This is a genomic window from Reyranella sp., assembly GCF_036558665.1.
In the GTDB taxonomy this organism is placed as follows: domain Bacteria; phylum Pseudomonadota; class Alphaproteobacteria; order Reyranellales; family Reyranellaceae; genus Reyranella.
The window spans coordinates 1-13,155 of sequence record NZ_DATBFE010000029.1 but is presented as its reverse complement, the minus strand read 5'-3'; the positions used below and the strand labels follow the sequence as shown (position 1 = coordinate 13,155).

General features: G+C 65.3%; 9 protein-coding genes. 8 read left to right on the top strand and 1 reads right to left on the bottom strand.

The features are described 5' to 3' along the window. The first annotated feature begins 25 nt into the window (after positions 1–25). A complete protein-coding gene (locus tag VH499_RS04425; protein ID WP_332051482.1) occupies positions 26–3,160 on the top strand; it encodes a CusA/CzcA family heavy metal efflux RND transporter in 3,135 nt (1,044 codons plus the stop codon). Continuing rightward, complete coding sequence (locus tag VH499_RS04420) at positions 3,157–3,951, top strand: alpha/beta hydrolase (RefSeq protein WP_332051481.1); 795 nt, start codon at positions 3,157–3,159, stop codon at positions 3,949–3,951. Before VH499_RS04425 ends, VH499_RS04420 begins: the two co-directional genes overlap by 4 nt. Here VH499_RS04420 and VH499_RS04415 read toward each other — a convergent pair whose 3' ends face one another. After that, positions 3,952–4,935 (bottom strand): hypothetical protein, encoded by a 984-nt coding sequence (locus VH499_RS04415; RefSeq protein WP_332051480.1) that lies wholly within the window; start codon positions 4,933–4,935, stop codon positions 3,952–3,954. 111 nt (positions 4,936–5,046) lie between these two features. On the opposite strand from VH499_RS04415, the gene acnA reads away from it, so the two are divergent. From acnA to acs, 6 genes are all read left to right on the top strand, one after another. Next, positions 5,047–7,734, top strand: a complete 2,688-nt coding sequence (gene acnA, locus VH499_RS04410; protein ID WP_332051479.1) for an aconitate hydratase AcnA — start codon at positions 5,047–5,049, stop codon at positions 7,732–7,734. 25 nt (positions 7,735–7,759) lie between these two features. Continuing rightward, complete coding sequence (locus tag VH499_RS04405) at positions 7,760–8,311, top strand: DinB family protein (RefSeq protein WP_332051478.1); 552 nt, start codon at positions 7,760–7,762, stop codon at positions 8,309–8,311. Next, entirely contained in the window at positions 8,311–9,429 is a 1,119-nt protein-coding gene (locus tag VH499_RS04400) for an alpha/beta fold hydrolase (protein ID WP_332051477.1), read from the top strand. The genes VH499_RS04405 and VH499_RS04400 overlap by 1 nt, the downstream gene beginning before the upstream one ends. A gap of 6 nt (positions 9,430–9,435) precedes the next feature. After that, positions 9,436–10,107 carry a nitroreductase gene (locus VH499_RS04395; RefSeq protein ID WP_332051476.1) on the top strand — a complete coding sequence of 224 codons (672 nt, stop codon included), beginning with the start codon at positions 9,436–9,438 and terminating at the stop codon, positions 10,105–10,107. Further along, entirely contained in the window at positions 10,104–11,306 is a 1,203-nt protein-coding gene (locus VH499_RS04390; protein WP_332051475.1) for a glycosyltransferase family 87 protein, read from the top strand. Before VH499_RS04395 ends, VH499_RS04390 begins: the two co-directional genes overlap by 4 nt. 43 nt (positions 11,307–11,349) lie before the next feature. Continuing rightward, positions 11,350–13,155, top strand: a 1,806-nt coding sequence (gene acs / locus VH499_RS04385; RefSeq protein ID WP_332051474.1) for an acetate--CoA ligase, incomplete at its 3' end; no start/stop codon positions are given.

Genomic DNA, 13,155 nt, shown 5'->3' with positions numbered 1-13,155 from the left:
CCGACGGCGACCGTTCGAGGGTGCGATGAAATCCATGGTGGGCGCTGCGTTGCAGCAGCGTGTTCTCGTGCTGATCCTCGCCACCGCACTGATTGCTGCCGGCCTGTTCGCGTACAAGCGGCTGAACATCGAGGCCTATCCCGATCCGGTGCCGCCCCTGGTCGAGATCGTGACCCAGAATCCCGGCCAGTCCTCCGAAGAAATCGAACGCTACATCACGATCCCGATCGAGGTACAGATGGCCGGACTGCCGTACGTCACATCGGTGCGCACGATCTCGCTGGTCGGATTGTCCGATGTGAAGGTGCAGTTCACGTACGATGTCAGCTACAGCGAGGCTTCGCAGCTCGTCATCAACCGGCTGAGCCAACTCGGCAATCTGCCCGGCAACGCCCAGCCGCAGTTGTCACCGACCAGCCCGATCGGCGAGATCTACCGTTATCGTCTCGTCGGCCCGCCCGGCTACTCCGTGACCGATCTCAAGACGGTCCAGGATTGGATCCTCGATCGCCGCTTCAAGTCGGTGCCCGGCGTGATCGACGTGACCGGCTGGGGCGGCAAGCTCAAGACCTACGACATCACGGTCGATTTCGACCGGCTGCTCGCCTACGGGCTGACGCTCAAACAGGTGCTCGATGGGTTGAACGGCGCCAACGTCAATGTCGGCGCCAACACGGTCAATCTTGGCCCGCAGTCGGCCGTGATCCGCAGCGTGGGCCAGATCCGCTCGATGCACGACATCCGCCATACCATGCTGGCCATACGCAAGGGCGCGCCGGTGCTGGTCGACGACGTCGCGACGGTGTCGGTGGGCTTCGAGCCGCGTCTCGGCATCTGCGGCCAGGATACCGACGACGACGTCGTACAGGGCATCGTGCTCATGCGGCGCGGTGCACAGACGCTGCCGACCCTGAATGCCGTGGAGCGCGAAGTCGAACGCATCAACCGGTCCGACCTGTTGCCGCCGGGCGTGCGCATCGTGCGGATCTATGACCGGCGGGCCCTCGTCGACGTGACCACGCGGACCGTCCTGCACAACATGGTGATGGGCGTCGTCCTCATCTTCCTGGTCCAGTGGCTGTTCCTCGGTGATCTGCGCAGTGCGCTCATCGTGGCGGCGACCATTCCCTTTGCCCTGCTGTTCGCGGTGACGATCCTGGTGTTGAGCGGCGAATCGGCGAACCTGCTTTCCATGGGCGCCATCGACTTCGGCATCATCGTCGATGCCACCGTCATCATGATCGAGAATATTTTCCGCCATCTGGCCGAGGCCGGCGCGGGCCATCGGCGATCTGCCGTGGAGCCCGCGCGTGGCCTGGCCGGCAAACTGGATATCATCTTCGTCGCCTCAGGCGAGGTAACGCGAGCGATCTTCTTCGCTGCGACCATCATCATCGCGGGCTTTCTGCCGTTGTTCACGCTGTCGGGAGTCGAAGGTCACATCTTCGGCCCGATGGCCAAGACCTATGCCTATGCCCTGTCGGGCGGCCTGCTGGCCACCTTCACCGTCTCGCCGGTACTGGCGGCATTCCTGCTGCCCGAGAAAGTGGCGGAAACCGAGACCGCGATCGTACGCTTCATGCGGCGCTTCTATCGCCAGGTCGTCGATGCGGTGCTCGACCGCTGCGGATTTGTGCTCGGCGCCGGCGGCTGCCTCGTGCTCATCGCCGCCTTTGTCGCAAGCACGGTCGGGCTGGAATTCCTGCCCAAGCTCGAGGAGGGCAACATCTGGATGCGCGCCACCATGCCGGCCTCGGTGTCGCTCGAGGAAGGCAACGTCTACGTCAACAAGATGCGCGCCGTGGTCAAAAGCTTTCCCGAAGTGGTGACCGTGGTTTCCCAGAATGGTCGTCCCGACGACGGAACAGATCCCGATGGATTCTCCAACGCCGAGTTCTTCGTACCGCTCAAGCCGTTCGATCAGTGGCGAAAGGGTCTCGACAAGGAGACCTTGATCGCTCGGATGTCCGATGCCCTGCAACAGGCGGTGCCCGGCGTGAACTACGCCTTTTCGCAATATATCCAGGACAACGTCCAGGAAGCCGCGTCCGGCATCGATGCCGAGAACGCCATCAAGATCATCGGCACCGACCTCGATCAGCTGCACAAGCTGTCCCTGGACATCCGCAGCGTGCTGGAGAAGGTGCCGGGCATCACCGACGTGGCCGTGCCCCCTCTGGTGGGCCAGCCGACGATCCGCATCGATATCGACCGTGACCGGGCGGCGCGCTACGGCCTCTCACCCGGCGACATCAATGCGACCATCCAGGCGGCGGTCGGCGGACAGGCGGCCGGCGACCTCTACGAGACGGGCAGCGACCGGCATTTTCCCATGAAGGTGCGGCTGGCGCCGCAGTATCGCCAGAGCATCGAGTCGCTGCGCCGCCTCACCATCGGCGTCCAGGCGAGCGACGGCAGTGTCATCCAGGTGCCGCTGGCTGAAGTAGCGGAGATTGGACTGGCATCCGGCGCTTTCTACATCTACCGCGAGCAACAGGAGCGCTTCGTGCCGGTGAAGTTCAGTGTGCGCGGCCGCGATCTCGGTTCTGCGGTGCTGGAGGCGCAGGGGCAGGTCGCCAGGCAAGTACCGCTGCCGGGCGGCTATCGACTCGAATGGGCGGGAGACTTCGAGAATTTCCAGAAGGCTATCGACCGGCTTGCCATCGCCGTGCCGATCGCCATCGCGTTGATCCTGCTGTTGCTCTACGTCAACTTCGGATCGCTCACCGACACGCTGCTGGCGGGCAGCGCCATTCCCCTCGCCCTGATCGGCGGCATCCTCGCGCTGTGGTTGGCCGGCATGCCGTTCAGCATCTCCGCGGCCATCGGCTTCGTTGCCTTGTTCGGCATCGCCGCCATGAACGGGATCATGCTGGTTGGTTGCTTCAACCGCCTGATCGAGGCCGGCGTCGAGCACTGGCAGGCGGTCAGGCGGACCTGCGAACTTCAGATGCGCCCGGTGATGATGACCTGCGTGGCTGCCTGCGTCGGCCTTCTGCCAGCCGCCTTCTCGACAGCCATCGGCAGCCAGGTGCAGCGGCCGCTCGCCATCGTGGTCGTGGGCGGCATGCTGCTGGCGCCGGCATTGTTCCTCACCGTCCTGCCGGCGGCCATCGGCATCTTCTCCCGCCGGCGCGTAGCCGTTACATCTGCGGCGTGAGCAACGACGACCTTATCGACCTCGGCGACCGGGCGCTGCGCGTACGACGGCTGGCGCCGCAACGAAACGACGGCCTCGAGCGCACCACCCTCGTCTTTCTGCACGAGGGGCTGGGCTGCATCGAGACGTGGCGCGACTTTCCGCAGAAGCTTTGCGACGCCACGATGTGTCATGGCCTGGTCTATGATCGGACCGCCTACGGGAGATCGAGCCCCTGGCCGTCCGATCCCGGCGTCCACTACATGGAGATCGAGGCCGACGTGGTGTTGCCCAAGCTGCTGGCGAGGGCCGGCATCGAGGATTGCGTGCTGGTCGGGCACAGCGACGGCGGCACGATCGCACTCAACTACGCCGCCGCCGATCCCGATCCCTTGCGCGCTGTCGCCACTTTGGCCGCTCATGCGGTCGCCGAGCCGATCTGCGTCGAGCGGATCGTGGAGGCGCGCGCGGCCTTCGCCTCGGGCGATCTGCGCCAGCGCCTGCTCCGGTATCATGGCGCCAATGTCGACCGCGCCTTCCACCTCTGGGCAAATGCCTGGACGGCACCCGGCTTCGAGCCGATGGACGCAAACGGCCGCCTGCCGGGCGTTCAGGTGCCGGTTCAGGCCATCCAGGGCGAGGACGACGAATACGGTACCGAACTGCAGCTCGGCATCATCGCCGGCAAGGTCGGCGGCTACTGCGAGACGCGGCTGGTGCCGGATTGCGGACACAGCCCGCACTTGCAGCAGCCGGGCTACGTCCTCGCCGAAATGAGCCGCTTCATCGCTCCCCTGGCGTTGACGAGCTGACTACAGCCGCCGCAACTCGCTGGTCGTCGCCCAGTTGAGTTCGGACACGGTCGGGCAGCGCGCCTGAGCGAGCTGGAATTGTTCGCGCGCATGCTGGCGGTCGCCGCGGCGCAGGGCATCCATGCCGACGAAAAAGGCAGCCGGGCACTTGCCGTTGGTGCGCTTGGCCGCTTCGTCCGATTCGGCAACGACCTCGAGCTGGCCGGGGGTCAGTCTGCCGAACAGGAAATGCGCGATCGGTCCCGGCCATTCGGAGAGATCCTCCTTGCCGAGCTCGCCACGCAACACCGCGCGTGCATCCTGCCGCGTATGGACCTGGGCGGCATAGCGCCAGAGCAGCGCCGGCAGACGCTCGGCAACCGTCTTGCGTCCCACCAGTGCGCCGCCGAAATCGTCGGATGCCTGGCGGAAGTCGCCGAGATTGAAATGGGCATGGCCGCGATAATAGAACGCAGTCCGCCGCTCGGCCTCGTTCGAGGCGGCCGCGAGCGCCGCATCGAGCAGGCTGAGCGCGCGGGGAAAGTCGGCAATCTGCATGTTGACCTGGGCCTGCGCGACGGTGAGCCATGGATCGCCCGGCTTGCGCTGCAGCCCGTATTCGAGCGTACGCAACGCGGCCGCTCGGTCGCCGCCGCCGGCGAGTTCGGGCTGCGTGCTGGACAGCACGACCTGCCAGATGCTGGGCAACAGCTTGCCCATCTCCGCCACGTCCTTCTGGCTGTCGGCCTCGCGGCCGACCCGGCTCAACTGGAAGGCACGGATGCTGAGATAGACCGTGCGGTCCACCGGCGAAAGCTGGCTGGCCGACAGGATCTTGTCGAGCGCCTCGAGGGGCGCGTTGCGTGTCCGCGCGTCGGACGAGCGCCCGAAATCGCGCGCCGCCAGATCCCAGTCGCGCGTGCTGTTGTATTGGGCGGCGCCGTCGCCTGCGGCTGCGGCGAGGACGACCAGAGCGCCCAAAATGCAGCGTGCTTTCGAGGCCATGGGTCAATCTCGCACACTGTCGGGCGGCTCGCATCCGCCGATTGCCTGTGCCCCTCCCTGCCCCTATTTTGCGACCGAATTTCGCCCGAACCGACCGCAGGAGTATCCGTCATGGCCGCCGCCCATCCGAACAGCTTCAAGGCCCGGAAATCGCTGAAGGTGGGTGCCCGGAACTACACCTACTACAGCTTGAAGGCGGTCGAGAAAGAGGTCGGCGACCTCTCGCGGCTGCCCTTTTCGCTGCGCGTCCTGATGGAGAATCTGGTCCGCAACGAGGACGGAGCGACGGTCAGGAAGGCCGACATCGCCGCGTTCGCCGAGTGGTTGAAGGCTTCCGGCAAGTCGAAGAAGGAGATCAATTTCCGTCCGGCGCGCGTCCTCATGCAGGATTTCACCGGCGTGCCGGCGGTGGTCGACCTCGCAGCCATGCGTGACGCGATGGGAAAGCTCGGTGGCGACGCCAAGAAGATCAACCCGCTGGTGCCGGTCGATCTGGTCATCGACCATTCTGTGATCGTCGACGAGTTCGGCAACAACTCGGCCTTCAAGGCCAACGTGCAGCTCGAATACGAGCGTAACCTGGAACGCTACCAGTTCCTGCGCTGGGGCCAGATGGCCTTCGACAACTTCCGCGTCGTGCCGCCAGGTACCGGCATCTGCCATCAGGTCAACCTCGAGTTCCTGGCGCAGGTCGTGTTCCAGCAGAAGAGCGGCAGGGAGACCGTGCTCTATCCCGATACGCTGGTCGGCACGGACAGCCATACCACGATGATCAATGGCCTCGCGGTCCTGGGCTGGGGCGTCGGTGGCATCGAGGCGGAGGCGGCCATGCTCGGTCAGCCCCTGCCGATGGTCCTTCCCGAGGTTGTCGGCTTCAAGCTCACGGGCAAGCTCAAGGAAGGCGCCACCGCCACCGACCTGGTGCTCACGGTCACGCAGATGCTGCGCAAGAAGGGCGTGGTCAACAAGTTCGTCGAGTTCTACGGCGACGGACTCGAGGAGATGCCGCTCGCCAACCGCGCTACCATCGCCAACATGGCGCCGGAATATGGCGCAACCTGCGGCTTCTTCCCGATCGACGGGATCACGATCGAATATCTCAAGACCACCAATCGCGGCAGCGCGGCCAAAATCGTCGAGGCCTACGCCAAGAAGCAGGGTCTGTGGCGCTCCCGGAAATCCCCCGAGCCGGTCTTCACCGACACGCTAACGCTCGATCTCGGCGATGTGGAGCCGAGTCTGGCCGGGCCGAAGCGGCCGCAGGATCGTGTGCCGCTCTCCCAGGCGAGCGAGCAGTTCGTCGCCAACATGGAAAAGGAATTCGAACGGCGCGACGACGGCAAGCGCATCGACTGCGAGGGCGCCGACTACGACCTCGGCCATGGCGACGTCGTGCTGGCCGCCATCACCTCCTGCACCAATACCTCGAACCCCTATGTCATGCTGGGTGCGGGTCTGGTCGCGCGCAACGCCGTGAAGTTCGGGCTCAAGGTGAAGCCGTGGGTGAAAACGTCGCTGGCGCCGGGCTCGCAGGTCGTGACGGAATATTTCGCCGCCTCCGGCCTGCAGAAGGACCTCGACAAGATCGGCTTCAACCTGGTGGGCTACGGCTGCACCTCGTGCATCGGCAATTCCGGTCCGCTGCCCGACCCGGTGACCAGGGCAATCGGCGACGGCGATCTGGTCGTGTGCTCGGTGCTGTCGGGCAACCGCAATTTCGAGGGCCGCGTCAATCCGCTGACACGCGCCAACTACCTCGCCTCGCCGATGCTGGTGGTGGTCTATGCCCTCGCCGGCTCGATGAAGATCGACATCACCAGGGATCCGATCGGCATCGGCAAGGGCGGCAAGCCTGTCTATCTCAAGGATCTCTGGCCCTCCAACGCCGAGGTCGAGAAGACGGTCAGCCGGTTCGTCACCGCCAAGGCGTTCAAGAAGCGCTACGCCGACGTCTTCAAGGGCGACCGGTTCTGGCGCGGCATCAAGACCAAGCCGAGCCTCACCTATAGCTGGGACGACAACTCGACTTACGTGCGCAATCCGCCGTACTTCGAAGGCATGGGCAAGACGCCGGGCGCCCTCGGCGACATCGCGGGCGCGCGCCCACTCGGCCAGTTCGGCGACTCGATCACGACCGACCACATCTCGCCCGCAGGTTCGATCAAGAAGGACAGCCCGGCCGGCAAGTATCTCGAGGAGCACGGCGTGGCGCCGAAGGACTTCAACCAGTACGGCACACGGCGCGGCAATCACGAGGTCATGATGCGCGGCACCTTCGCCAACATCCGGCTCAAGAACGAGATGGTGCCGGGCATCGAAGGTGGCTTTACCCACGATTACCGCTCCGACGAACCGGTGCCGATCTACGATGCAGCGATGCGCTACAAGAAGGAGCATACGCCGCAGATCCTGATCGCCGGCAAGGAGTACGGCACTGGCTCTTCGCGCGACTGGGCGGCCAAGGGCGTGAACCTGCTCGGCGTCAAGGCGGTGGTGTGCGAGACGTTCGAGCGCATCCATCGCTCGAACCTCGTGGGCATGGGCGTGCTGCCGCTGCAGTTCAAGGACGGCATGACGCGCAAGACGTTGAACCTTACCGGCCACGAGAGCTTCGACGTGGGCGGCATCGACGGCGGCCTGCGGCCCGGCATGGACGTGCCGCTCACCATCCATCGCCGCGACGGCACGGCCGAAACGGTGACCCTCACCTGCCGCATCGATACCGCCGAGGAGGTCGAGTACTTCAAGAACGGAGGCGTGCTGCACTACGTGTTGCGCAACCTCGCGCAGGCGGCCTGAGGCCGCGGTTCGGGGAGCCGCTTCCATGGCGACGGGGCTGCCGGGCCATTTCATCGCCATGGCGCGCAACAATGCATGGGCGAATCACCGGCTGCTCACGGCCTGCGAGACGCTGACGCCGGCGGAATTCGCCGCGCCGCGGGTGAGCTTCTTTCCCACGTTGCGCGCGACCTTCAACCACATCCTCGACGTCGATCTCTACTACATCGATGCCCTTGAGGGGCTCGATGCGTTGCGCCGCTACAGCGAGCCCGATTCGGATTTCCCCGACGCGCGGTCGGTGCGGCTCGCCCAGATCGCCAGCGACCGGCGCCTGATCGCCTTCTGCGAGCGCCAGACGGAGGAGACGCTGGCGGCCGAGTGCATCCTGCCGCGGCCAAACCGCAAGCCGCCGCCATCGCGTGTCGCTGCGGTGCTCGAGCATCTCTTCCAGCACCAGATCCATCATCGCGGCCAGGCGCACGCCATGCTCGCGGGAACGCGTGTCGAGCCTCCGCAGCTCGACGAGTTCTTCCTCGCCGGCGACGAGCATCTGCGGCGCGACGAGTTGCGGGCGCTGGGGCTGCCCGAGAGCTGATGCGACGCCCGTCCTTCGCCGGCGCGGCCATCGAGGTGAGCGATCTTGCGCGGTCGATCGCCTTTCATCGCCTGTGGTTGCCGACGCTCGGCTTTCACCGCGTCTGGGAAGGGACGGCGAGCGTCCTGTGGGCGCGCGGCTACGACCAGCTCGTGATGCGACAGGCGAAGGAGGGGGTGTCCTACGGTCCCGGCGCACTCTCGCTTGCCGTCTCGGCCGAAAGCCGGGCACAGGTCGATCAGGTCTTCGCCGATCTGCGCGCAGCAGGTGCTGCCGTCGAGCAGCCGCCGGCCGAGCGCGAGGACTTCGCCCCCGGATGCTATTCGATGCGGTTTCGCGATCCCGACGGGGTGCCGATGGAGGTCGTTTACCGCTGGCAGGAATTGCCGGCCCTGGCCGATGCCGAGCCGGTCAGCATTCCCGGCGTCGGCGTCGCGCTCGGCGGTTACCTCTTCAGGCCGCAGACCGGCCAGCCGCCCTATCCGGCGCTGGTGCTGCTGCACGGCTTCGCCGGCCATGCCCACAATCTCGCCGGGCTGGCGCGCCGGGCGACGGCCAACGGTTACGTCGCACTCGCCCTGTCGCTACGCGGCTGGCTGGGATCCGAGGGCGAGAACGATCAGGGCCTGCGCCAGCCGCTCGACGTGCTGGCCGCCATCGACTGGCTCGCCCGCCGGCCACTGGTCGACCGCGCGCGCATCGGCCTCGTCGGCGCCTCTATGGGCGGGCAGGTCGCGCTGCTCGCGGCCGCCCACAAGCCGCCCATTGCTGCCGTCGCCTCCTATTTCGCACCGACCGATCTCGCGCGCTGGCGCGAGGCCAATCCGTTCATCCGCGACTACCTCGACGATTTGTGCGGGCTGGAGGGGCTGCCGGTACGTTCGCCGCTTCTGCGCGTCGCCCAGATCGACGTGCCGGTGCTGCTGATCCATGGCGATCGCGACGAGAACGTGCCGGTGGAGCAGACGCTCGCGATGGCGAAATCGCTCGGCGAACACGGCAAGGAGGTCGAGACGTTCATCGTCGAAGATGCAACGCACTACTTCAACGACAAGGAATATAGCATTGCCTTGCGCAAGCTGTTTGAATTCCTGCGTCGCCATCTCAATCGGAGCTAGCAGTTCATGCGCGTGTCGGAAGCCATCGAATCCCGCCGGTCGATGCGGCTCTTCAAACCGGATCCTGTATCGAAGGCCGACATCGAGTGGATCATCACCACCGCCAATCGCGCTGCCTCGAACGGCAACCTGCAGCCCTGGAAGCTCTACGTGACCATGGGCAAGGCGCGCCAGCGTCTGTCTGCGGCGATCCTCCGGGCGATGGACGAAGGCAATGCGGGACCAGGCGCCGAGTACGACGTCTACCCAAGGCAATTCAAGCCGATCTACGACCAGCGCCGCAAGCTGGTCGGCAAGCAACTCTATACTTTGCTTGGCGTGCCGCGCGGCGATGCCGTCGGCATGCAGAAGCAGTTCCGCAAGAACTACGAATTCTTCGACGCGCCAGTCGGCATGATCCTGTGCGTCGAGCGCGGCATGGGCAACGGCCAGTGGATCGATTGCGGCATCTTCCTCGACCAGCTCATGCTGCTGGCCCGCGAGAAGAGCCTGCACACTTGCCCGCAGGCGGCGTTCAGTCGCTTCCAACATGTCGTGCGGCGCGAGCTCGAGATGCCGGACGACCAGGTCGTGATCTGCGGCCTGGCGCTCGGTTATGCCGACGCCGACGCAGTGCCCAACAACCTGGTCACCGAACGCGCGCCCATCGCCGACTTCACGACGTGGTTCACCGATTGAAGACCAAGCGGACAGATCTTGTCCTTGCCGCCTGCTTTTGCGGAGCGATCGGCCTTTACGATGCGCTCTACCTCCTGCTGGGACTGACGGGCGGACCGATCATCGGTCCGGCAATGGACATATTGTTTCCCGATTTCCTCGTCTTCCACGCCGCAGTGCGTGCCTGGCTCGAGGGCAAAGCGACGCTGATCTACAACGTCGACGCATTCACGGCCTTCCAGAATGTGATCTATGCAGACCGGATTCCCGCGACGATTCATCTGCGGCCATTCTTCTATCCGCCGATCTGGCTGCTTCTGCTGTTGCCGTTGGGCGCACTTGGCGTAGGCAAAGCGTATGGCCTCTGCTTTTCCGGGACCGCGGCGCTGGCCACGGTGCTGGAAGGCAGGCGCGACTGGTGGGGCTGGCTCGCCATCATCACGTCGCCGGCCGCCCTATGGACAATACTGGCCGGGCAGAACACCTTCCTCAGCGTCGCCCTGTTCTATGGCGGATTGCACCTGCTCGAGCGTAAACCGGCGGCAGCCGGCATCCTGCTGGGCATGCTGAGTTACAAGCCACAGATCCTGGCACTGGTGCCGCTGGCCCTGGTGGCTGCGCGGCAATGGCGGGCGCTTGGCTGGACCCTTGCCACCGTCGTCATGCTGTCGTTGGTCAGCCTCGGGGTCTTCGGCCTCGATTTCTGGTCGGCGTTCTTCGATGCCGCGCGCGAGGCGAGCTCGTCGCGTGTTGTTAACGAGACGTTCGAACGCATCTTCATGCAAATGACGACCCTGCTGGCGGCAGCCCGCATCGTCGGCTTGGCGCCGGGACTGAGCGCCGCCATCCAGCTCGGCGGATCGGCTCTGGCCGTGATCGCCGTCTGGATCGCTTTTCGCCGACATGTGCAGTCCGAGCCGCGTATCGCCGTGCTTGCGACGGCTACCATCCTCGTTTCACCCTACACACTGAACTACGACCTGCTGTTGCTGATGCCGGCCGCCGTCGCCCTGTTCCGCATGGGCGTGGCCCTGGGTTTCTATCCATTGGAACGTCTGATCTATCCGGCGCTGTGGCTGACGCCGACGCTCGGTTGGGCGTTCAATCAGCATGGCCTGCCCCTGATACCCTTGGTCATCGTGACGTTCGGAGCCGTCGCCTGGGCGCGCCTCGGCGGCCAGTCCAAAGTCGAATTGCCGCAGCCGGCGACGACGCGGTAAAAACCGCGATAATTCGCCGACAAGTTTTCTTCGGGAGGAATCCATGAGCGAAGAGGTGATTGCGGTCAGCCCCGAGTGGGCGAAGCGCGCCTATGTCGACGATGCCAGGTACAAGGAGATGTACGAAGCCTCGGTCAAGGATCCCGCCAGGTTCTGGGGCGAGCACGGCAAGCGCCTCGACTGGATCAAGCCCTACAGTCCGGGCGCCGTGCGCGACGTGAACTACACCGGTGATGTCCACATCCGCTGGTTCCATGACGGTGTGCTGAACGTATCAGCCAACTGCGTCGATCGGCATCTGGCGAAGCGCGCCGACCAGGTGGCGATCATCTGGGAGGCGGACGATCCCGCCAAGTCGAGGAAGATCACGTACCGCGAGCTCCATGCCGAAGTGAACCGCATGGCCAATGCGCTGAAGGAGCTCGGCGCAAAAAAGGGTGATCGCGTCACGATCTACCTGCCGATGATCCCCGAGGCCGCCTACGCGATGCTCGCCTGCGCCCGCATCGGCGCCATCCACTCGGTCGTGTTCGGCGGGTTCTCGCCCGACAGCCTGGCCAACCGCATCCAGGATTGCGACAGCCCGATCGTCGTCACGGCCGACGAGGGGCTGCGGGGCGGCAGGTCCGTTCCGCTCAAGGCCAACTGCGACGAGGCCGTGAAGAAATGCCCGATGGTGAGGAAGGTGCTGGTCGTGCGACACACCTCGGGCAAGATCGGCTGGGACGCCGCACGCGACGTGTGGTGGCATGAGATGAAGGACAAGGTGTCGGCCGACTGCCCGCCCGAACCGATGGGCGCGGAGGATCCGCTCTTCATTCTCTACACGTCCGGCTCGACCGGAAAGCCCAAGGGGGTGCTGCACACGTCGGGCGGCTATCTGGTCTTCGCCGCGATGACGCACCAGTACGTCTTCGACTATCACGATGGCGACATCTACTGGTGCACGGCGGACGTGGGCTGGGTGACCGGCCACAGCTATATCCTCTACGGGCCGCTCGCCAACGGTGCGACCACGCTGATGTTCGAGGGCGTGCCCAACTACCCTGATTCGAGCCGCTTCTGGCAGGTGGTCGACAAGCACCAGGTGAACATCTTCTACACCGCCCCTACGGCGATCCGCGCGCTGATGCGCGAAGGCGAGGCGCCGGTGAAGAAGGCGAGCCGCAAGAGCCTGCGCCTTCTCGGCTCGGTCGGCGAGCCGATCAATCCCGAAGCCTGGCTCTGGTACTACCGGGTGGTCGGCGACAGCCGCTGCCCGATCGTCGATACCTGGTGGCAGACCGAGACCGGCGGCATTCTCATTACGCCGCTGCCCGGCGCCACCAGGCTCAAGCCCGGTTCCGCGACGCGGCCGTTCTTCGGCGTGACGCCGGTCATGGTCGATGCCGATGGCAACGAGCTGCAAGGCCCGTGCACGGGCAACCTCTGCCTCATCGATTCGTGGCCGGGGCAAATGCGCACGGTTTACGGCGACCACCAGCGCTTCATCGACACCTACTTCAAGGCCTATCCCGGCAAGTATTTCACCGGCGACGGCGCGCGCCGCGACGAGGACGGCTTCTACTGGATCACCGGTCGTGTCGACGACGTGATCAACGTTTCGGGCCATCGCATCGGCACGGCCGAGGTCGAAAGCGCCCTTGTCGCCAATACCAAAGTGGCCGAGGCGGCGGTGGTCGGCTATCCGCACGACCTCAAGGGCCAAGGCATCTATGCCTACGTGACCCTGAAGGCGGGCCAGCAGCCGTCCGAGGAGCTGCGCAAGGAACTCTCGGGCTGGGTGCGCAAGGAGATCGGCCCGATCGCCTCACCCGACGTCATACAGTGGGCGCCCGGCCTGCCCAAG

Coding starts and splice junctions, on each gene's coding strand:
- VH499_RS04425 (WP_332051482.1), top strand. CDS start 26: ATGAAATCCATGGTGGGCGCTGCGTTGCAGCAGCGTGTTCTCGTGCTG.
- VH499_RS04415 (WP_332051480.1), bottom strand. CDS start 4,935: ATGGCCTCGAAAGCACGCTGCATTTTGGGCGCTCTGGTCGTCCTCGCC.
- acnA (WP_332051479.1), top strand. CDS start 5,047: ATGGCCGCCGCCCATCCGAACAGCTTCAAGGCCCGGAAATCGCTGAAG.
- VH499_RS04405 (WP_332051478.1), top strand. CDS start 7,760: ATGGCGACGGGGCTGCCGGGCCATTTCATCGCCATGGCGCGCAACAAT.
- VH499_RS04400 (WP_332051477.1), top strand. CDS start 8,311: ATGCGACGCCCGTCCTTCGCCGGCGCGGCCATCGAGGTGAGCGATCTT.
- VH499_RS04395 (WP_332051476.1), top strand. CDS start 9,436: ATGCGCGTGTCGGAAGCCATCGAATCCCGCCGGTCGATGCGGCTCTTC.